The 20,590-nt window shown below is 63.2% G+C and carries 16 protein-coding genes and 1 tRNA gene; 9 read left to right on the plus strand and 8 right to left on the minus strand.

All coding sequences use genetic code 11. From position 1 onward, the window contains the following. Nucleotides 1-26: 26 nt before the first annotated feature. The 7 genes from AB0I57_RS02640 to AB0I57_RS02670 all read right to left on the minus strand — a co-directional run bounded on the left by AB0I57_RS02640 (nucleotide 27) and on the right by AB0I57_RS02670 (nucleotide 6,130). Nucleotides 27-599 (minus strand): TetR/AcrR family transcriptional regulator, encoded by a 573-nt coding sequence (locus AB0I57_RS02640; protein WP_358329429.1) that lies wholly within the window; start codon nucleotides 597-599, stop codon nucleotides 27-29. Continuing rightward, nucleotides 596-1,816 (minus strand): cytochrome P450, encoded by a 1,221-nt coding sequence (locus AB0I57_RS02645; RefSeq protein WP_358329431.1) that lies wholly within the window; start codon nucleotides 1,814-1,816, stop codon nucleotides 596-598. The genes AB0I57_RS02640 and AB0I57_RS02645 overlap by 4 nt, the downstream gene beginning before the upstream one ends. Before the next feature lie 110 nt (nucleotides 1,817-1,926). Continuing rightward, a complete protein-coding gene (locus AB0I57_RS02650; RefSeq protein WP_358329433.1) occupies nucleotides 1,927-2,658 on the minus strand; it encodes a hypothetical protein in 732 nt (243 codons plus the stop codon). 154 nt (nucleotides 2,659-2,812) lie between these two features. Next, on the minus strand, nucleotides 2,813-3,454 hold the full coding sequence (locus AB0I57_RS02655; RefSeq protein WP_358329436.1) for a DUF2461 domain-containing protein: 642 nt from the start codon (nucleotides 3,452-3,454) through the stop codon (nucleotides 2,813-2,815). Between the two features lie 23 nt (nucleotides 3,455-3,477). Then, nucleotides 3,478-4,458: a ribose-phosphate diphosphokinase gene (locus tag AB0I57_RS02660; RefSeq protein WP_358329439.1), complete on the minus strand. Its 981-nt coding sequence runs from the start codon at nucleotides 4,456-4,458 to the stop codon at nucleotides 3,478-3,480. Then, complete coding sequence (gene glmU / locus AB0I57_RS02665; RefSeq protein WP_358329442.1) at nucleotides 4,455-5,957, minus strand: bifunctional UDP-N-acetylglucosamine diphosphorylase/glucosamine-1-phosphate N-acetyltransferase GlmU; 1,503 nt, start codon at nucleotides 5,955-5,957, stop codon at nucleotides 4,455-4,457. Before glmU ends, AB0I57_RS02660 begins: the two co-directional genes overlap by 4 nt. A gap of 102 nt (nucleotides 5,958-6,059) precedes the next feature. Beyond that, nucleotides 6,060-6,130: transfer RNA gene (locus AB0I57_RS02670), tRNA-Gln, on the minus strand. A gap of 241 nt (nucleotides 6,131-6,371) precedes the next feature. Here AB0I57_RS02670 and AB0I57_RS02675 point away from each other — a divergent pair. The 7 genes from AB0I57_RS02675 to AB0I57_RS02705 all read left to right on the plus strand — a co-directional run bounded on the left by AB0I57_RS02675 (nucleotide 6,372) and on the right by AB0I57_RS02705 (nucleotide 18,071). Next, complete coding sequence (locus AB0I57_RS02675; RefSeq protein WP_358333070.1) at nucleotides 6,372-6,983, plus strand: TetR/AcrR family transcriptional regulator; 612 nt, start codon at nucleotides 6,372-6,374, stop codon at nucleotides 6,981-6,983. A 117-nt stretch (nucleotides 6,984-7,100) separates the two neighbouring features. Then, nucleotides 7,101-7,742 (plus strand): ScbR family autoregulator-binding transcription factor, encoded by a 642-nt coding sequence (locus AB0I57_RS02680; protein WP_358329445.1) that lies wholly within the window; start codon nucleotides 7,101-7,103, stop codon nucleotides 7,740-7,742. A gap of 604 nt (nucleotides 7,743-8,346) precedes the next feature. Further along, nucleotides 8,347-9,120 (plus strand): hypothetical protein, encoded by a 774-nt coding sequence (locus AB0I57_RS02685; protein ID WP_358329448.1) that lies wholly within the window; start codon nucleotides 8,347-8,349, stop codon nucleotides 9,118-9,120. Beyond that, complete coding sequence (locus AB0I57_RS02690) at nucleotides 9,117-11,243, plus strand: Rv1355c family protein (RefSeq protein WP_358329451.1); 2,127 nt, start codon at nucleotides 9,117-9,119, stop codon at nucleotides 11,241-11,243. The genes AB0I57_RS02685 and AB0I57_RS02690 overlap by 4 nt, the downstream gene beginning before the upstream one ends. Before the next feature lie 20 nt (nucleotides 11,244-11,263). Then, nucleotides 11,264-13,108, plus strand: a complete 1,845-nt coding sequence (locus AB0I57_RS02695; RefSeq protein ID WP_358333073.1) for a bifunctional diguanylate cyclase/phosphodiesterase — start codon at nucleotides 11,264-11,266, stop codon at nucleotides 13,106-13,108. A gap of 442 nt (nucleotides 13,109-13,550) precedes the next feature. After that, complete coding sequence (mfd, locus tag AB0I57_RS02700) at nucleotides 13,551-17,201, plus strand: transcription-repair coupling factor (protein WP_358329454.1); 3,651 nt, start codon at nucleotides 13,551-13,553, stop codon at nucleotides 17,199-17,201. Between the two features lie 3 nt (nucleotides 17,202-17,204). Continuing rightward, on the plus strand, nucleotides 17,205-18,071 hold the full coding sequence (locus AB0I57_RS02705) for a MazG family protein (protein ID WP_358329457.1): 867 nt from the start codon (nucleotides 17,205-17,207) through the stop codon (nucleotides 18,069-18,071). Between the two features lie 90 nt (nucleotides 18,072-18,161). Here the strand turns inward: AB0I57_RS02705 and AB0I57_RS02710 are convergent, their stop codons facing one another. Beyond that, the gene (locus AB0I57_RS02710) at nucleotides 18,162-18,305 is read right to left on the minus strand and encodes a hypothetical protein (RefSeq protein ID WP_358329460.1); all 144 of its coding nucleotides are present in this window, start codon (nucleotides 18,303-18,305) and stop codon (nucleotides 18,162-18,164) included. 19 nt (nucleotides 18,306-18,324) lie between these two features. Here AB0I57_RS02710 and AB0I57_RS02715 point away from each other — a divergent pair, with 19 nt between their 5' ends. Together AB0I57_RS02715 and eno are read left to right on the plus strand one after the other, a co-directional pair. Next, complete coding sequence (locus AB0I57_RS02715) at nucleotides 18,325-19,095, plus strand: lytic murein transglycosylase (RefSeq protein ID WP_358329463.1); 771 nt, start codon at nucleotides 18,325-18,327, stop codon at nucleotides 19,093-19,095. A gap of 192 nt (nucleotides 19,096-19,287) precedes the next feature. Then, nucleotides 19,288-20,574 carry a phosphopyruvate hydratase gene (gene eno / locus AB0I57_RS02720; protein ID WP_358329466.1) on the plus strand — a complete coding sequence of 429 codons (1,287 nt, stop codon included), beginning with the start codon at nucleotides 19,288-19,290 and terminating at the stop codon, nucleotides 20,572-20,574. The last annotated feature ends 16 nt before the right edge of the window (nucleotides 20,575-20,590 follow it).

Consider the following 20,590-nt stretch of genomic DNA (forward strand, 5'->3'; position numbering starts at 1 on the left):
GCCCCTTCGAGATCGGCGACAACGCGTCAGTCACGGGCGGGCGCGACGAGAACTGGCGCGACGAACTGCTCGAGAATAGTGCGCTCGTCGTCGGCGTCGGTTCCAGGGACGGTGAGGAGCGAGACGATGATCCGCACGAGCCAGCGAGCCTTGCGGGAGGTCTGCTCGTCTTTGACACCGGCATGGCCGAGGAATGCAGCGCCGAGGGATTCGATTACATCGGACGAGTTCGCGATCTGGCCGGCGAGTCCGGAGTCGCCGAGCTGGAACCACGCTGCCAGGGTCGGATCCTCGCGGACGAGCCGGATCGCCGCCAGCATCGCGTTCACGATCACGTCCCCGGCATCGCCCGACCTCGACACCTCCGCCGCGATCAGCGCCCCGATCCGCCGAGCCTCGCGGTGGACGAACGCGAGCTGTAGCGCCTGGCGGCTGTCGAAGTACCGGTAGAGCGTGGCTCTCGAGCATCCCGCAGAACGGGCGACATCGGCCATACCGACGGCCGTGATGCCCTTTTCGACGAACAGCGCAGCGGCGACGTCGAGAATGCGTTCACTCGCGTGTCGGGGGCGCTCTTCGCGCATCCAGTCCGGGGTCATGAGCCACTCGCTCGGAACGGGACACTCGTGGGTCGACGCACGTAGTTGCCGTCTGCGTAGACGACAGCGTCGATGTCCACGGTGAAGTCAGGGCAGCGGGCGAGTAACTCCTCCAAGGCGACCCGGGCCTGCATTCGGGCAGCCGCCGCGCCGAGGCAGTGGTGGGCGCCGTGGCTGAACGTGAGAATCTGCTTTGGGCGGCGAAGGACGTTCAACTCCTCAGAGTCGGGACCGTACTGGCGCGGGTCGCGGTTGGCGGAGCCGTACAGCAGCAACGTCTTCCGGCCTTTGGGGACAGTGACACCCTCGATCTCGACGTCACGCGTGGTGGTGCGGGCCAGTCCCTGAACCGGCGACGTCAGGCGCAGCAATTCTTCGACAGCGTCACCGATGAACTCGGGTTGGTCGATCAACGTTTGCCGTTGGTCGCGGTGCTGGGTGAGTAGCTGCACGGAACCGCCCAACATTCCGGTAGTGGTGTCGTTGCCGCCCGTCACCATCGTGAACGCGAAACCGAGGATGGAGAGCAGACCGCTGATGTCACCGTCAGCGCCCATTCCGCTGGCGACCAGGTGCGAGATCGTGTCATCTTCCTGGTCGGTGCGGCGCCGCTCGATCAGGGTGGTGAAATACGCCATCATCTCGGCGGCCGCGTCGCCGGCCTCCAGGGTGTTTCCCTTCGCGTTGGCCGCGACGATAGCCTCGGTCCACACGTCGAATCGGCCTCGATCTTCTTCGGGAACACCGAGATAGTGCGCGACGACCATGCTTGGGAGCGGCTTGAACAGGGTCTTCACCACATCACCTTCGCCGGCCTCGCGGAGTTGTTCGAGTCGCTCCACCACGAATGCCCGTACCGCTGGTTCCACGGCCGTGACCTGCCGTGGTGTGAACCCCTTCGATACCAGACGCCGGAACTCGGTGTGGGTCGGTGGGTCCAGCATCACCAGCGGGGGATTGTCTTGAAGGCCGATCTTTTCCAACTCACCGTATGTAGTGGTGAGTCCGTCCGCGGAGGAGAACGTCTCGCAATCACGGGCCGCCGCATAGACGTCCTCGTACCGGGACAGTACGAAGTAGTCGTTCTCCGGTTGTCGTTCGGGTATCACATGATGGACCGGATCGTGATCGCGGAGGTCGGCGTACATCTGCCACGGGGCGCGCCACGATTCTCCAGACCTGGGTACGAATGAGACGTTCGACACATGCGCAGTCATGTACTGATACTGAGACACATTGACTGATGTGTCAATGGCAATCGAACGTGAGACTGAAACGGATCTACCGCACGAAGCTCGTCGGCACGACCCGGTGACCGGTATCTGGCCTACCCTGAGGCTGCGATTCTGGCCTTTTCGAGTGCTGCGAGGGTGCGAAGGACCGTGGCGCGCTGCTTTTCGAGGTCGCTGACACGGGCGCGGGCGGCCAGGCCTGCAGGCTCACCGATCAAGGTCATCTGCTCGTCGATTGCCGAGAGTTGATCGAGCAGGCCGGTTACCCGAGTTTCGAGTGCAGAGACATCGACGGCGTCGGTGGTTTTGGATGCCGCCGGACGAGACGCCGGCTTGCGGGACGCCGGCTTGCGGGACGCCGGCTTGCGCGTCGCCGGCTTGTGGGAAACCGGCTTGCGAGCCACGCTCGGGCCGTCGGGTGCAGACGTGGAAGGAGTTCCGGAAGGCGTGGTGCTGGGCTCGGGTACCACGGTGGCGACACGTGGACGGAGGGCCTCGCGGACCTCTGCCGGGTCGGGGAGTTCCGCCAGTTTCATCTCGTTGAGTTCGCGGCGCGCGTTGCGGGCATTGACTCGATGCTCGAGCTCTTCCTCGTCGTCCGACTGTAGCGTGCCGCCGAGTGGTCGCAGGCCGTACATTCCGACGAAGTGACGGGCTGCGTCGATCACCGATTCCTTCTCACGGCAAGTGCCGCAACGTGGCTCACGCCGAAACATCTCGACGGCGCTGTCGTCTCCGCACCACACGCACGACCCTGGCGACCAACGCCGGTCCTTTCGAATTTCAGTGATATCGGTAGGGCCGGAGAGAGTCTGCGCGTCGATCACGACGGAACACATTAGGTCAACTCGAGCTGACAAGTTGCATCGCTGTGAGTACGACCTGCGATTCTGTCGGCGAGCGTGACCAAGATCATGTTTTCGCGTTCGTCAAGCATGACGGAAATGTCGTGTGCCGCACTACTTTTCCCGACCGGTAGGTCTATTCAGCCCCACCGACAGTGTTGGTCAGCCACTCGACCAGCGGACGCATTTCACGCCAGGCCGCTCGTACCTCTTCTGCGGAGCGAGCGGTGTCGATCCAGGTGGGGGAGAGGTATGCCTTGCTGGCGGTGAGGGATTTGTGGCGCATCAGGTCTAGACGGGGGTGGTCCTCGGCAACACCGCGAGGGCGCGTCTTGAGCTTGTCGCCACCGATTTCGTACCCAGCACCTTCCACCTTCTTCACAATCCGCTCGAGTTGACGGCCTCGGCGCTGGTCGTCGACGGCCTCACGGAAGCGTGTGACCTGCACCGGGGTATGCGCGTAGAAACCGCCTGCGACGAACAACCCCGAGGCGTCGATCTGCACGTAGAAGCCGACGCCGGGCCGCGTCTCTACAAATCCTCCCTGGTGCGTCTTGTAAGGGGTCTTGTCCTTCGAAAAACGCACGTCACGGTAGGGCCGAAATACCTTGCCCGGGCCGAACTCCGACTCGAGATCCGCAAGCAGCGCGACCATGGGTGCGCGCACGGAATCGTCGTAGACGGCCTTGTGTGCAGTCCAGAAGCTCTTGCTGTTGTCAGCCTCGAGGTCTTCGTAGAAGTCGAGGGCAGCGGTGGGAATCCCGGTGAACTCGCTCATACGACAACAGTAGGTGCAAAGACCTATGCGTTGCCGTTGAACAGTGAGGTAACCGAGCCGTTTTCGAAAACTTCTTTGATGGTGCGCGCCAGCAAAGGTGCGATGGACAGCACCGTCAGTGCCGGGAACTTCTTCGACTCGTCGATCGGGAGAGTGTTGGTGACGATGACTTCTTTGGCACCACAGGCCTCGAGGCGCTCGGCAGCGGGATCGGAGAGGACACCGTGGGTGGCGGCGATGATCACGTCGCCCGCTCCTGCTTCCTGGAGGATTTTCACTGCACCGGCGATCGTTCCACCGGTATCGATCATGTCGTCGATCAGGATGCAGGTGCGCCCCTCGACCTCACCGACCACTCGGTTGGACTTCACCTGGTTGGGAACCAATGGGTCGCGGGTCTTGTGGATGAACGCCAGCGGGGCGCCACCGAGGGTGTCGGCCCACTTCTCGGCGACGCGGACGCGACCGGAATCGGGTGAGACGACGGCAATATTCTCGGTGCCGTAGTTTGCGCGGATGTACTCGGCCAACTGACCTTGGGCGTGCATGTGGTCGACGGGACCGTCGAAGAATCCCTGGATTTGATCGGTGTGCAAGTCGACCGTGATGATGCGGTCGGCGCCCGCCGTCTTGAGTAGGTCGGCGACGAGCCGGGCGGAGATCGGCTCACGGCCCCGATGCTTCTTGTCCTGGCGGGCATAGGGGTAGAACGGCAACACAGCGGTGATGCGCTTGGCCGATCCGCGCTTGAGCGCGTCGATCATGATCAACTGTTCCATCAACCACGTATTGAGTGGGGCAGGATGGCTCTGCAGAACGAAGGCGTCCGATCCTCGAACCGACTCGTGGAAACGCACGAAGATCTCGCCGTTCGCGAAGTCACGGGCAGTCTGCGGGGTGACCCGCACATCGAGTTCCTTTGCGACCTGTTCGGCCAACTCCGGATGAGCGCGACCAGAAAAGAGCATGAGGTTCTTCTGGTTGTCGATCCAATTCGCGGTCACTGGTCTGAGCCATCCTTAGGTTCTTGCTGATCGGTTTCGTGCAGATCGGAAGTCTGGTGCGATATAGCAGCGGATGCAGCGTCGGCAGCGGCGGTGCCGGGCCGATTTCGTTGCACCCATCCGTCGATGTTGCGCTGTTTCCCGCCAGAGACTGCAAGCGCCCCCGGTGGCACGTCGAAACGGAGTACCGTGCCCGCTCCGGTGTAGGCGCCGTCACCGACATGGACCGGTGCGACGAACATGGTGTCCGACCCGGTCCTTACGTGCGACCCCACAACGGTACGGCTCTTGTCGACTCCGTCGTAGTTGACGAACACGCTCGACGCACCGATATTGGTGTGCTCGCCGATCGTGGCGTCACCCACATACGTGAGATGCGGAATCTTCGTGTGTGATCCGATGTCGGCGTTCTTCGCTTCTACGAATGCACCGAGTTTGCCCGAAGTGCCGAGTACGGTTCCGGGACGCAGATAGGAGTACGGACCGACGTCGGCGCCTGCGCCGATTGTCGATTCACTGCCGTGGGTGCGCACAACGCTGGCACCTTCGCCTACCGACACGTCGGTAAGGGTGGTGTCGGGCCCGATGACTGCGTCCTCGGCGACGGATGTGGAGCCGAGCAATTGGACTCCGGGATGGACGGTCACGTCACGGCCCAGCGTGACGTCGACATCGATCCAGGTGGTCGACGGATCGATCACTGTGACGCCCGCTCGCATCCAGTTCTCGACGGTGCGACGGTTGAGTTCGGCGGCCAGTGCCGACAACTGAACACGATCATTGGCGCCCGCGACCTTCACGGCGTCCGCGAGGTGAGCGCCTGCGACGGGCTGACCCGCACTGCGGGCGATCTTCACGAGATCGGTGAGGTACAACTCACCCTGCGCGTTGTCGGTGTCGAGTTGACCGAGCGCGGAGCGGAGGAACTCTGCGTCGAATGCATAGACACCCGAGTTGACCTCGGTGATGGCTGCCTGTTCCGGAGTGGCGTCTGCCTCTTCCACGATCTCGGCGATTCCGCCGGCACCGGGCTGACGGACGATCCGCCCGTAGCCTCGGGGCTCGGGTGCGGTGAAGGTGAGTACTGTGACTGCCTTCGCGGCCGGTTCGCTGCGGTGCTCCTCGATCAGGCCGTGAAGAGTCTCGGAGTCGAGCAGGGGGATGTCGGCGGCAGTGACCAGAACGATCCCGCGATAATCGGCAGGCAGAGCCGACAGCGCGCATTCGACCGCGTGACCGGTGCCTTTCTGCTCTTCCTGGATGGCGACCCCGATGGGGCGACCGAGTTCGGTTTCGAGGTCGCTGATGGCGGCGCTGACGCGCTCCTTGTCGTGGCCGACGACGGTGACGAGGTGGGTTGGGTCGATTCCTGCGGCGGCGTAGAGGGAATGGGCCAGCATCGTGCGTCCGCCCAGTTCGTGAAGCACCTTGGGTGTCTTCGACCGCATCCGAGTTCCTGCGCCTGCGGCGAGGACGACCACGGCGGTCTGCACTGGCATGAAGCTCCTCTGGGTCGTTCTACTCTTGCTGCTCTGACCTGCACAATTACGCTAAGCAGGCTCCGCGCCCAGGCCTATGAGAGCCGCTCTGCAGGCTCCGCGCTCCGCCGCCAGGACTCGAACCTGAACTATCTGAACCAAAATCAGAGGTGCTGCCATTACACCACGGCGGATTGCCACGCCGACGGGCTGTCGCACCCGTTTGCGCGAAAGAATCCTCGCATGCCGACCCGCCGCACGTCGAACCGCTTCGGAAATTTTTGTCGCGCGCGCCGATAGAGTAGGCGCTACTTGCAGGGTTTTCGTGCCGCTTCCGCGGCGATCGTTCGCTGGGAGTGACCAGGAAAGGATGGTGCTTCCGTGCCACAACCCACAGACGCAGGCACGACCCCCGAGCGGGTTGTGCGGACCCGGATGACCGGAACCCAACGCCGGGAGCAACTCATCGATATCGGGCGCGCCCTCTTCGCCGAGCGCGGCTACGAGGCGACGTCCATCGAGGAGATCGCTCAACGGGCGCATGTCTCCAAACCCGTGGTCTACGAGCACTTCGGGGGCAAGGAGGGGCTCTACGCCGTGGTCGTGGACCGGGAGATGTCGCGATTACTCGAAATGGTCACGTCCTCGCTGACGCAGAATCGGTCACGAATCCGGGTCGAACGGGTAGCTCTGGCGTTGCTGACCTATGTCGAGCAACACACGGACGGGTTCCGGATCCTCGTCCGCGACTCTCCGGTATCGGCGCCGGACGGCACGTACTCGAGTCTTCTGAACGAGGCCATCGGCCAGGTCGGGCACATCCTCGCCGGCGACTTCGAACGCCGAGGATTCAACCCCGATCTCGCCTTGCTCTACGCCCAGGCGCTGGTCGGGATGGTCTCGACCACCGCGACGTGGTGGCTCGACGAACGTACACCGCCGAAGGAGGTCGTGGCCGCTCACCTCGTGAACCTGTGTTGGAACGGTTTGACCAATCTGGAAGCGGATCCACAGTTGGGTACAGACCCGACTCCCGCCTCGGAGTAAGGAACGTGTTCTGGTCTCCCAACCCGTGGTCTAATGCCTGCGCCGCCAAGCCTATAGGGTGTTAGGGTTCGCGGGAATTGTGCGCCCCGCCGGGGGGGTTCGTTTGGGAGGCAGTCGATGGCGAGACAGGTTCGGGCAGAGGTTACTCGAGCTTCGGTCCTTACAGCGGCAGCCGACGTATTCTTACGCCTCGGCTATGCCAACGCGGGGCTCAACGAGATCATTGAGCAGTCTGGTGTAACCAAGGGCGCACTGTATTTCCATTTCAGTTCCAAGGAAGATCTTGCTCGCGGTGTGATCGACGAGGGCCAGGTTCGACTCGCTGCCGAAATGGCCACGGTGAGTGACGGGCCCGCTCCCGCGCTGGAAGCGTTGGTAGCGCTTTCCTATGTTGCAATCGAAGCGGCAGGTTCCGATCCGATCGTTGCTGCGATGTTGCGACTGCAGCATGAGATCGGCGACTACAAGGGCACGAACGGCAATCTGGTGGCTACGTGGCTCCAGGGTTTCGAGCAACTTGTCGCCAGGGCGGTCGAGGAAGGCGACATCCTCGTGAAGGATGAGGTCTCGGCGGCGGCACTCTCGACGTTCCTGCTCGGGTCCTGGATGGGCGCCTATGTCGTTGCGGGCGCGACCGATGCTTTGAATGATCTTCCGCGCCGGATGGAACGAGTCTGGTACTTCATGCTTCCGGGTCTGGTGGACGCTTCGAAGCTCGAGTATTTTCGGCAGTTCGCCTCTCGTCGTTTGTTGCGTTAGCGAAAATATTCTGCTGGTGGGGTGCGATTTCCCATCGACAACTATCAGGTATTTCACGCAACTGGCACCTGCGCGACACCGTTCAAAGGATTCGAGTTCAGTACGTTTCTGTCGCGTGCCAACTACGGACTCGAGCCTTGCAATTTCGACTTCGCAGTCTGTGAAAGATTCTCGATTCGTGGCCCAATATCGTTCCCGAATTATCGGGAAACCGGCAACAAGTACTGGCCGATGATACCCGCCTCGTATGAGGTTGGGGCATGCCTCTATGCGATCAACCTGGTGAAGTTCAACGGTAACTAGGGGATTCGATCCGAGTTTGCAGGGAGACAGGGTGGATCGAGCCCACCTGTACAGAACTGATCGAACTGTTCTGGGTCCCTGGCAACATCGAACTCCTCCCTTTACTTCCCGAAATTCGGGAAATATTCCGACTCGAGGTTTTGTTTTGTGTCAGTTTGCGGAATCCCGAAGTGACAAACTCCGGCCGAACACGGAAAATAGATGGCCGCGGGGCCATGGCCGAGTGTCGGTGTCCGGCTCTCGGGGCTTTTCGATCCCGTGAGTCCGGCGAATTGCCGCACAACAATTGATCGGAAATTGAATGCCTGTTCAGCAGTTGTCGTATCCCAAGAGCCGCGAACAGCCACCCCGAACCTCACTCGATCAGACTCGGGGTGTGTGGGATCCACCGTCGGAGTGTCGCTTCGTCGTAGCCCGACCTGCTGAGGAATGGACTTTGTGGGCAGCGTATCTGAATGGGGCGGTGGCGGCCTATCGACGGTACGGTGCCGAAAAAGCCCTCGACTTGGACCGGATTCGCGATGGAAGCTCCACCGCGTTGTTCTTCGCCGCCATCGAGGCGAACGGGTCTGTCGTCGCCGGCGTGAGGGTCCATGGTCCCTACGAGTTCGCAGATCAGGCCCACGCGATCACCGAGTGGGGGACCGATCCGGGCGCTCCTGCTGTATGGCGGATGATCGACGATCGCCTTCCGTTCGGTGTCGTCGAGGCGAAAGGCGCCTGGGTATCGGATTCGGCGCCTCGCCGCGGTGAACTGGTAGTTTCACTCGGCCGTTTCGCCACCTTCGCGATGGATCTCCTCGACGTCCAATTCATGCTCGCGACAGCTGCGGCTCACGTCTTGACCACCTGGCGATCCTCCGGCGGCGCGGTGGCCGAGCATATTGAGCCCGTGCCATATCCGGACGATCGATACGAGACGCGGCTGATGTGGTGGGATCGCAGGAGGCGAAGAAATCGGGCCGAATTCATACAACTTGCTCAATTGTTGCTCGAGACGTCACGACCGAATCCGTCGGTGTCTGCGGCTTTCGGGGTCCGTAGCGTCGACCGGCAGATGCGGAGCGTCTCGTGAGTGGGACCTGTGATGACTACACCGCGGTGTTATTCGATGAGGAACACCTCGGTACGGAGGTATTCGACAGTCTTCGCCGCGACCCCGAGGTGACATTCGTCGATCAACTGGAACAGCAGAGATCCGCTCTGCGTTCCCTCGTTCCTTCACCAGGTCCGGACGTGCTGAACGAGGCGCCGGTATGGGTGTACTACTCCTGGCGAAGGACCGCGGTGCGTCTACTCGGTCCGAATTCGTTCCGGTTGTTGAGGCTCGATAGAAACCGGAACAAGATCACTGCGAGTGAACAAGAACGACTGAGAGATGTGACCGTCGGGATCGTCGGACTGAGTGTGGGTCATGCGGTTGCGTTGGCACTGACCTTGGAAGGAGCGTGTGGGGCGCTGCGGCTAGCAGATTTCGACGTCCTCGAGTTGTCCAACCTGAACCGGGTCCCGGGCACCGTCTTCGACCTCGGAGTGAACAAGGCGGTCTGTACGGCACGTCGAATCGCCGAAATGGATCCGTACCTCGCCGTCTCGTTGCGGGACGACGGACTGGACACCGAATCGGTGGCCGAATTTCTGAAGGGCGTCGACGTGGTGGTCGACGAGTGCGATTCCCTCGACGTCAAGGTGTCTCTTCGGCGAGAGGCTCGGCGCCTGGGCATCCCGGTCGTGATGGCGACCAGCGACAAGGGTCTGCTGGACGTGGAACGATTCGACGAGGAACCGGATCGTGCGATCCTGCACGGCGTGATCGGGGATCTCGACGTGGAGTCGTTGGCGGGACTCGAATCCCGGGACAAGATTTCGCTGATCCTTCAGATCCTTGATGCAGACCGGTTGTCTCCCACGATGGCGGCGTCCTTTATCGAGGTCGGCGAGACCCTGACCACTTGGCCTCAACTGGGGGCAGACGTGCTGCTCGGTGGGGCACAAGTCGCGGCGGCGGTTCGTCGTGTCGGACTCGGACTACCACTCGCGTCCGGACGGTGCCGGATGGATTTGGACGAAACCTTGGGCGGACTTGTCGAGCCGACTGCGCCTGTTGTGCTTCCCAGCCCACCCGAGGTGCCCGAGTCCGCAGCGGGGGATGTGTCGTGCGATGACATCGAGTCGATTCTGAAAGCTGCAGTCCGGGCACCTTCCGGCGGTAACGCCCAGCCGTGGAAGATCATCGCTTCGAACGAGGGGCTGAGTCTGTCTGTTGCTCCTGAGTGCACGACGGCCATGGACGTGGGCTACCGCGCGAGCTGCGTCGCCGTGGGTGCGGCGCTCTACAACGCCAGGATCGCAGCGTCTGCCGCGGGATTGCTGGGCGGCGTAACGCTTCACGATGCGGAACCGGGGCGGCCGATCGCTACCTTGAACTTCGGCAGCCGGAACGACCGGGAGCTGTCGAGCCGATACGAACACATGCTCGACCGCACCACCAATCGAAGGCTGGGGCTGCCGAGCAGACTGGACGACGCCGAGACGAGCGCTCTCGCGGAGTCGGCGTCGCGGGAAGGGGCCCGTCTCTGTCTGGTAACCGACCCCGACGACATTGCTTCGATCGGCGCAGTACTGGCGGAGTCGGATCGAATCCGATTTCTTACGCCGGCTCTGTACCGTGAGATGCTCGATGAGCTTCGGTGGCCTCCCACCGACCCTGTCGATACGGGCATCGATGTCCGAGCGCTCGAGCTCGACCCTGCGGAACTGTCGACTCTTGCGCTGCTCCGTCGACCTGAAGTCATGGAACACTTGGGTATGCAGGACGGGGGGCACCGTTTGGGAAGGTCCACCGAGGATCGGGTGGTGTCGAGTTCCGCCATCGCCGCGATAGCGGTTCCGGGCAGCACCCCCCGTGACTACGTGCGAGGCGGGGAGGCAGCTGAAAGTGTGTGGATCCAGGCTCAGTCATTCGGACTGGCCGTCCAGCCGATTTCTCCGGTGTTTCTCTACGCTGTGGAAAGAACGGAACTTGACCGACTCTCACCTCGGTATGGGGCCTCGATGGTGAGGTTGCAGCGAGAACTCCGCGATATGGTCCGGGCGAGGCCGGGTGAGTGTCTCGTTCTGGTGCTACGACTCAGCCATGCTCCTGGTCCGTCGGTACGGAGCGAGCGCCGAACCGATCGAGCCCGAAGGCGGATGTAGTCATGGTGGCCGAAGGATCAGTGCACAGCGAGAAGCGTGCCGAGAAGCTCGAGACGCTGGTTACGACTGTCGCGTCCCGGCTCACTCCTGTCGATGCGGTCTCGTTCGTTCCGGTGGCCACGCGCGTCTTGCAGGATCTCGTCGAACATTTCGAGGTCGACACCTGCTTTCTCCGGTTCACCGACCACGAGATCGGGGCAACCGTGCTGATCGCGGAATATCCGCCCAGGCCCTTCGTGCCCGACCCGGATCCCCTCGGTGTCGTGTATTTCAAGGACGCGGATTCGACGTTCGCTCAGATCGAGCACCAGAAGGAAGTGGCTCACTTCCGCCCAGCGGCATCGGGCCCCGACTACAACGAACGGGTGCGTGAGGCATCGGGCGTGCCGGAAGTATCGCTGGCGGCCGTCCCACTGTTGTCGGGGGAGATCACGACTGGAACGCTCGGATTCATCAAGTTCGGAGACCGCGACTGGACACCGCCGGAGCTCGACGTTCTCAAGGCGATCGCCGCCCTCCTCGCGCAGGTACAGGCGCGCATCGTGGTCGAGGAGCAGTTGCGGCACTCCGCCGATCACGATTCGCTCACCGGACTTTGCAACCGGCGAGCACTCTACCGTCACCTCGATACCCGGTTGAATTCATCCGAGCCAGGTCCGATTGCGGTGCTCTTCCTGGACTTGGATCGGTTGAAACCCCTCAACGACTTCTTCGGCCACGGCGCAGGCGACGACTTCATCTCGAAGATCGCGGAGAGGCTCCGTGACCTGAGCACGACCGACGACCTGGTGGCGAGACTTGGAGGTGACGAATTCGTCCTCGTGCTAGGTGGTTCCGTCAGGCTCGAAGATGCCGAGGCGAAGGCACGGCACATTCGGGACGTGGTGACCGAGCGTGTTCACCTGGGCCGTGAGGTGGTCAGTCGTAGCGTCAGCATCGGCGTCGCCGCGGGGTATCCCGGCCAGGCCACTACGAGTTCACTCCTGAGTCAGGCCGACCAGGCCGTCATGGTGGCGAAAACCAAGGGCGGTAACGCGATCAGTGTCTTCACCGACGAGATGCAAGAGGAGAGCGAGAAACGCAACATGATCGAACTCAGTCTGCGCGCCGCCATCGCAGACGAGTCGCTGTTTCTCGAGTACCAGCCGGAGATCGATCTTCGGACTGGACGGATAGTCGGGGTAGAGGCTCTGGTTCGCTGGAGTCACCCGCTGCTCGGATTGTTGCAACCGGCGTCGTTCATCGACGTGGCCGAGGCGACCAACGTGGCAGGGGAACTCGGTCGCTGGGTGATCCGGACCGCATGCCGACAGTGGGCTCAGTGGCGGTCGCAGCTACCCGGGCTCGACATAGGCCTTCGCGTCAATGTGTCTCCAGGACAGTTGGGTGGGCTGGACTTCCTCGATGTTGTCGCGAAGTCGTTGAGAGAGTTCGATCTTCGAAAGGGCGCGCTGTGCCTGGAGATCACCGAGAACGCCGTGCTGAGCGATCTGACATGGACACGTCAGGCGCTCGAAGGACTGCACGAGATGGATGTCGAGGTCGCGATCGACGACTTCGGAACGGGCTTCAGTTCGCTTAGTCACCTGAAGGCGTTGCCGGTGGGCACTCTCAAGATCGACAAGGGGTTCGTAATGAACCTCGACACCAACCCCGAGGATCGGGCGATCGTCAAATCCATAGTCGGGCTAGCCCAATCTTTCGGACTCGAGTTGGTGGCGGAAGGCGTCGAGAACGTCGAGTCTGCGCGGCAACTGCTCGACATGGGCTGTCACCGCGCGCAGGGGTTTCTGTTCAGCCGCCCGGTCTCTGGGGAGAAGATCGGAGAGCTGCTGGCCGCGGGATCCCTCGAGGTGGAACTGTAACTGGTTGCGCAACAGCCTTGGCACCTCCTGTGCGGCGTCGTCGGAGGCCTCTCGCGTCCACTGGAGCGCACCCTCGGCCTGACCGCGGTTGCTCGGCGGACCAGGGATGGAGACTGGATCGTCGTCGTCGCAACCGACGGAGCGGCGCAGTACGTTCATCTCGAACTCGGCGGCTTCGAACCGGTCGACTCATGGTTCCATCTGCCGCCGGGAGGGTCCAGGGCCATACCGATACCTGGGAGCGGAATGGCCGAGGAGATTGCCGGGTCCGTAGCTGCACTGAACTCGATGGTGACGGCACCGGTCGTATCGGCTCGGGACTGATCCGGACCCCGGTTCGCCCGCGCGTGAAATCGACTAGGCTTACTCAGTCCGCAAATAGCCGTTCGTCCTGGCCCAAGCTGTTCGCCGGCAGTTCGTCATCACGCTCAGGAGTGTCTCGTTGTCTTCCCCGCTCATTGCTACCGAGCCGTCGTCCGTCGACACCCCGCTAGCAGGTTTGACGAAGATTGCGTTGGGCGATGGCGTCATCGCGCAGGTTGCCGACGCGCTCGGGCAAGATCATCTGGACGTCGTCGCGCCCCCGTCCGCACGTCCCTTCGTGGCGGCGGCGCTCTCCGAGCGTACCCACCTGCTGCTGGTCACCGCGACTGGGCGAGAGGCCGACGACCTCACCGTCGAACTGCAGGAGATGATCGGCGACGGCGTGGCACAGTTCCCTTCCTGGGAGACGCTGCCGCACGAGCGGTTGTCACCGAGTGCCGACACGGTCGGTCGTCGAATGGAGGTACTGCGCAGACTTGCGCGGCCCGACGACCGCACCTACGGAGCGCCGCTCCGAGTCATCGTCACCACGGTGCGGTCGCTGGTCCAGCCCATGGCGCCCGGCCTCGGTGAGATCGAACCGGTCATCCTGCGTGTGGGTATCACCCACGACTTCGAGGGGCTGGTCCAGCGGCTCATCGAAATGGCCTATACCCGTGTCGACATGGTGGGCAAGCGCGGCGAGTTCGCCGTCCGCGGAGGCATTCTGGACTTGTTCCCGCCCACGGCCGACCATCCGGTCCGTGTCGAGTTCTGGGGCGACGAGGTCACCGAACTACGCGCGTTCTCGGTGGCCGATCAGCGTTCGCTGCCCGAACTCGAGATCGAGGCCTTGGTCGCGCCGCCGTGCCGCGAACTACTTCTCACCGAGGACGTCCGGGAGCGCGCCAACCAACTCGCCACCGACAACCAGGCCGACGCCGCGCTCGTCGAGATGCTCGACAAGATGTCGGGCGGCATCCCGGTGGAGGGCATGGAGGCTCTGCTGCCGATACTGCGGCCGGGACAACTGCAACTGCTCACCGACGTGCTGCCCGACGGCGCGCACATTCTCCTCTGTGACCCGGAGAAGATCCGGACTCGCGCCACCGACCTGATCCGCACCGGCCAGGAATTCCTGGAGGCGTCATGGACGGCGGTCTCGATCGGCGGTGCCGCCCCGCTCGACACCTCGGCACTGAAGGGAGGCGGCATCGACCTCGGTGCCTCTGCGTACCGCTCCCTACGCCAGGTTCGTGAGTCTGCGGAGGCGGCCGGACTTGGATGGTGGAGCCTCAGCCCGCTCGCTTCCGGAAGCGGGGAGGAACTGGAGCTGGCGGTGACCCCGGCGCCACAGGTACGAGGCTCCGATGATCTGCTGTCAGAACTGTTCGTGAGCCTCCGGGCCCACCTGACGACCGGCGGGCGCGCCGCCATCGTGGTTGCCGGTTCAGGTACCGCGCATCGCGTGCTGGAGCGACTTCGGGAGGCAGAGGTGCCTGCGACCGAACTCGTGCCCGGATCGGAGCCCATGCGCGGTCAGGTCGGGGTCCTGAGGGGTTCGCTGCACGACGGACTGGTGCTGCCCGGGAACGACTCGAACCCTGGCCTGGTCATCGTCACCGAGGCCGACCTCACCGGCAACCGGGCGGTCGCGGTCGGCGACGGCAGGAGGCTGCCAGCAAAGCGTCGCAACCAGGTGGACCCGCTCGCCCTGACCGCCGGGGATATGGTCGTTCACGATCAGCACGGAATCGGACGATTCGTGGAGATGGTCGAGAGGACCGTAGGAGGCGCGCGTCGCGAATATCTCGTGATCGAGTACGCCGCCGGTAAGCGTGGTCATCCAGGCGACCGTCTGTTCGTTCCGATGGAGGCACTCGACCAACTCTCGCGGTATGTCGGCGGCGAGCTTCCCGCCCTCAGCAAGCTCGGCGGCTCCGATTGGACCAACACCAAACGCAAGGCGCGCAAGGCGGTTCGTGAGATCGCCGGCGAACTCGTGCAGTTGTATGCGGCGCGGCAGGCGGCCCCCGGACACGCATTCGGTCCCGACACCCCGTGGCAGACGGAGATGGAGGATGCGTTCGCGTTCACCGAGACCCAGGATCAGCTGACCGTGATCAGCGAGGTCAAGGCCGACATGGAGAAGCCTGTGCCGATGGACCGCGTCGTCGTCGGTGACGTCGGCTACGGCAAGACCGAGATCGCGGTGCGGGCCGCGTTCAAGGCAGTGCAGGATGGCAAGCAGGTCGCGGTTCTGACACCGACGACGCTCCTTGCACAGCAGCACTTGCAGACCTTCGCCGAACGTATGGCGGCGTTCCCGGTCAAGGTCCGTGGGCTGTCCCGCTTCACGCACAATGCCGAGGCCAAGGAGATCATCGAGGGCATGGCCGACGGCGAAATCGATGTGGTGATCGGCACGCACCGGCTACTGCAGACCGCGGTTCGCTGGAAAGATCTCGGTCTCGTGGTCGTGGACGAGGAACAGCGTTTCGGCGTCGAGCACAAGGAACACATCAAGGCTCTTCGCACCCATGTGGACGTCCTGACCATGTCGGCCACCCCTATCCCGCGAACCCTCGAGATGAGCATGGCGGGTATCCGGGAGATGTCGACGATCCTGACCCCGCCGGAGGAGCGTCACCCAATCCTCACCTACGTCGGCGCCTACGCGGACAAGCAGGTCGCCGCGGCTATTCGACGTGAACTACTGCGAGACGGGCAGGTGTTCTACGTCCACAATCGGGTCAGCTCGATCGACAAGGCGGCCCAGCGTATTCGCGACCTCGTACCCGAAGCACGCGTTGTGGTGGCACACGGCCAGATGAACGAAGACACGCTCGAGCGAACCGTGCAGGGGTTCTGGGAGCGTGACTACGACGTGCTTGTTTGCACCACCATCATCGAAACAGGTCTGGACATCTCCAACGCGAACACCCTCATCGTCGAGCGCGCGGACTCTCTCGGGCTCTCGCAGTTGCACCAGTTGCGTGGCAGGGTCGGGCGTAGTCGTGAACGCGGTTACGCCTACTTTCTGTATCCGCCCGAGAGTCCGCTCACCGAGACGGCCTACGATCGCCTCGCGACCATCTCGCAGAACTCCGATCTCGGTGCCGGCATGGCGGTCGCGATGAAGGATCTCGAGATTCGCGGTGCCGGAAACGTGTTGGGGGCCGAGCAGTCCGGTCACGTGGCGGGTGTGGGATTCGACTTGTACGTGCGATTGGTCGGGGAGGCCGTCGAGGCCTACCGCGCAGCTGCGGACGGCAAACCGATCGATGCCACCGAACCGCCACGCGAGGTGCGCATCGACCTGCCCGTCGACGCGCACATCCCCGCCGACTACGTCACCAGCGACCGACTACGACTCGAGGGCTACCGCAAGCTCGCGGCGGCGGCCGATCTCGACGCCGTCAGGGCGGTGGTCGACGAACTGGTCGACCGCTATGGTCCGCTGCCCGAGGAGCTGCGGCGACTCGTTTCAGTAGCAAAGCTGCGCCTGCTGTGTCGCGAGTACGGTCTCGAGGAAGTCGCGGTCGTCGGCACGCAGTTGAAGATCTCGCCGATGAAGTTGCCGGATTCGAAGCAGTTGCGTCTCAAGCGCATCTATCCGAGTGCCCACTACCGCGCCACAACCGGCATGGTGCAGTTGCCGTTGCCCAGAGCCGGTTCGGGCGGGATCGGTGCAGATCGGGTGCGTGACCTGGAACTTGTGCAGTACATTGCGGACCTCTTGCTGGCACTGGACGGTAAAGCGGCCGGGTCCGTGGTTATGGAGGCTTGATTTATGACGGTGGTTTTGCTCGATCCCATACGCCCGACGATGATCCCGATCGAGGCCGCCGGGTTGGTAGGTGAAGGTGTGGAGTTCACCGCAGAGGTACCCGAGCAGGTCCGCCGATTGTTGAAATTCGTTCCCGGAGCGAATGTTTTGCTCTCTACCGATTCCAGTCATCCTGAAGTCCGCGCGCGGGTCGAGGCAGGGGCCCAGATCGTCGCGGCACCGAAGGTTGCGGGCGACAATCTTGTCGAGGCCGCCGAGGTGATGGATCGATTGTGGAGCTACGGCGGTTGGGAAGTCACGCAGACACACCGCACACTGTCGCACTACCTCGTGGAGGAGACGTACGAACTGCTCGACGCCATCGAATCCGCCGACTCGGATGGCCTCCGAGAAGAGTTGGGTGACCTTCTGCTCCAGGTGCTGTTTCACTCACGTATCGCGGCGGCGGCCGACACTTTCGACGTCGACGATGTGGCCGCGGCACTTGTTGCGAAGCTTGCGCACCGCAGTCCCCATCTCGGTAGGGATGTCGTCGGGCCGATCGACATCGCCGAACAGGAGCGGGCTTGGGAGATTCGCAAGGCCGCAGAGAAGGCGCGGCGTTCGTGCCTCGACGGCATCGCGTCGAGTCAGCCTGCCGCGTCCCTCGCAGCCAAGGTCGTCGCCCGCGCCAACAAGGCCGGCTTGCCGCAGGAGTTGATGCCGGCCGAACTGGAGCACGGACTGCTAGCGGAGGCGGAGACCGAGGCAGCGCTGCGCGCCGCCACCCGGTCGTTCATGTCGCGGATCAGGGCGGCCGAAGATTCTGCTCGTGCACAAGGAAAACATGTTCTGCGAGGGGCCGACTGGGTCAAGCACTGGCCTTCGTGAGGCAGGCGGAACTTCGCATATCCGCTCTCGTTGATTGAAATGTAGCGGTCCGTCGTATTTGGCCTTCGCAGGCTTGCAGGGCAATTTCTGTCAGTGGTCGCTCGTTGTCGAGTGCCCGTCCCAAGTGACGTCGACGGAGGTCATCCACGCGAACTCGATCGCAGCGACCACCTTGCAACCGGTTCCAAGATTGATCCAGACGATCTCGAGGCGGTGGCCGGAGAATTGTCGCATCCGCGTGGATGATGGTCAGGTGCCCAAGAATCCCGCGCGTCCGATACCTAGTTCCCGACGGCCAGGGTCGCTGTTGGCTTTCCTATCCGGAGTCGTTGTCATAGTTCTCGCTTATGGTGCGTGTTCGCTGGACCGGCAACCGCGGATCGCGATACCTGAAGGAATCCCTCCGGGGCGTGGTGCTGCGATCCCGCCGATCGACATCAACGCGCCGGGACGATCCGCGGAGCAATTACGGGACTGGGCCGCTGGCTTGGCGAATTCGATCGGCATCGGAATCACTGCCCTCGAAGCGTATGGCTACGCAGCGGCGGTGATGGTGGAAGTGAGGCCGGAATGCGGGATCGGGTGGACCACGCTCGCCGGAATCGGCAGTGTGGAAAGTGATCACGGCACTTTCGGAGGGTCGAAGGTCGGTCCTGACGGGCAAGTGACCCCGAAGATTCGGGGCGTTCCTCTCAACGGAAGCCGGGGCGTGGCGGACATTCCCGACACGGACGGCGGGGTGATGGACGGGGATGCGGAGCACGACCGCGCGATGGGACCGCTTCAGTTCATTCCCGAGACGTGGAATAGGTGGGGTGTCGATGCAAACGGTGACGGGATTGCCGACCCCGACAGCATCGACGACGCGTCGCTGACCGCCGCGCTGTATCTGTGTGCTCGCGGAGGTGACTTGACGACACGAGAAGGGTGGCAGTCGGCTCTACTGGCCTATAACTACTCGGGCGAGTACCTCCGGCTGGTCCGCGATCGCGCTTCAGCGTATTCCGTGGGTGTCCGGCCGTGACCTTTCGTGGCCGCGCTGTCGCGGTTCGCCCGGCCGTATGGGAAATAGGGCAGGGCTCTCGTCGATCGCCCTCGGCGGGGCGTGCCATCCCGCGCCGTATTCGGAGTGCCGTTACGCTGTTTGCAGGCACGATCCGGTGTCCTGGCACTATCGGACCGGTCAGTGCGAAGCCCATAAAAGGAGAATCAGCCAGTGTCCATCATTGAGCAGGTCGGAGCGCGTGAGATCCTGGACTCCCGCGGTAACCCAACCGTGGAGGTCGAGGTTCTGCTGGACGACGACAGTTTCGCTCGCGCGGCGGTTCCGTCGGGTGCGTCGACCGGTGAGCATGAGGCCGTCGAGCTGCGTGACGGTGGCGACCGCTACAACGGTAAGGGTGTCGAGAAGGCAGTCAATGCCGTCCTCGACGAGATCGCCCCGGCGATCATCGGCATCGACGCCACGGAGCAGCGAACCGTCGACCAGGCACTGCTGGACGCCGACGGCACTCCAGACAAGTCACGTCTCGGTGCGAACGCGCTGTTGGGTGCCTCGCTGGCCGTGGCACGCGCTGCGGCGACGGCATCCGGTCTCGACCTGTTCCGTTACATCGGCGGACCCAACGCCCACGTACTGCCCGTCCCGATGATGAACATCCTCAACGGTGGCGCCCATGCCGACACAGGTGTCGACGTCCAGGAGTTCATGGTCGCCCCCGTCGGTGCCGTCACTTTCCGGGAGTCGCTGCGGTGGGGTGCCGAGGTCTACCACGCCCTCAAGTCCGTGCTGAAGGAGAAGGGCCTGGCCACCGGACTCGGTGACGAGGGCGGCTTCGCTCCGGATGTCGCGGGCACCAGGGAAGCCCTAGACCTGATCAGTGTCGCCATCGGCAAGACCGGCCTGACTCTGGGAACCGACGTCGCGCTGGCACTCGATGTCGCGGCAACCGAGTTTCACACCAAGGGCGCCGGCTACAAGTTCGAAGGTGCGGATCGAACCGCCGCGCAGATGGCGGATTTCTACTCCGAACTGATCGACGCATACCCGCTCGTGTCCATCGAGGATCCGCTGGACGAGGACGACTGGGAGGGCTGGGTGGCGCTGACCGATCAGATCGGTGGCAAGATCCAGCTTGTTGGCGACGACCTGTTCGTCACCAATCCCGAGCGTTTGGAGGAGGGCATCGTAAAGGGTGCCGCCAACGCGCTGCTGGTGAAGGTCAACCAGATCGGTACGCTCACCGAGACCCTCGACGCCGTCGATCTCGCGCACCGCAACGGCTACAAGACCATGATGAGCCACCGCTCCGGCGAAACTGAGGACACCACCATCGCCGACCTCGCGGTGGCGGTGGGCAGCGGCCAGATCAAGACGGGCGCGCCGGCGCGCAGCGAGCGAGTCGCGAAGTACAACCAGCTTCTGCGTATCGAGGAGAACCTGGGCGACGCTGCCCGCTATGCAGGGGAGGTTGCCTTCCCTCGGTTCGCGTTCGAAGGCTGACGGTCGACGTAAGGGG

Origin of the sequence: Rhodococcus sp. NPDC049939 (assembly GCF_040656415.1) — a bacterium.
Taxonomy (GTDB): Bacteria; Actinomycetota; Actinomycetes; order Mycobacteriales; family Mycobacteriaceae; genus Rhodococcus_F.

Coding starts and splice junctions, on each gene's coding strand:
- AB0I57_RS02680 (WP_358329445.1), top strand. CDS start 7,101: ATGGCGAGACAGGTTCGGGCAGAGGTTACTCGAGCTTCGGTCCTTACA.
- AB0I57_RS02685 (WP_358329448.1), top strand. CDS start 8,347: ATGCCTGTTCAGCAGTTGTCGTATCCCAAGAGCCGCGAACAGCCACCC.
- AB0I57_RS02710 (WP_358329460.1), bottom strand. CDS start 18,305: ATGCGACAATTCTCCGGCCACCGCCTCGAGATCGTCTGGATCAATCTT.
- glmU (WP_358329442.1), bottom strand. CDS start 5,957: ATGCCAGTGCAGACCGCCGTGGTCGTCCTCGCCGCAGGCGCAGGAACT.
- AB0I57_RS02675 (WP_358333070.1), top strand. CDS start 6,372: ATGACCGGAACCCAACGCCGGGAGCAACTCATCGATATCGGGCGCGCC.
- AB0I57_RS02655 (WP_358329436.1), bottom strand. CDS start 3,454: ATGAGCGAGTTCACCGGGATTCCCACCGCTGCCCTCGACTTCTACGAA.
- AB0I57_RS02705 (WP_358329457.1), top strand. CDS start 17,205: ATGACGGTGGTTTTGCTCGATCCCATACGCCCGACGATGATCCCGATC.
- AB0I57_RS02645 (WP_358329431.1), bottom strand. CDS start 1,816: ATGACTGCGCATGTGTCGAACGTCTCATTCGTACCCAGGTCTGGAGAA.
- AB0I57_RS02640 (WP_358329429.1), bottom strand. CDS start 599: ATGACCCCGGACTGGATGCGCGAAGAGCGCCCCCGACACGCGAGTGAA.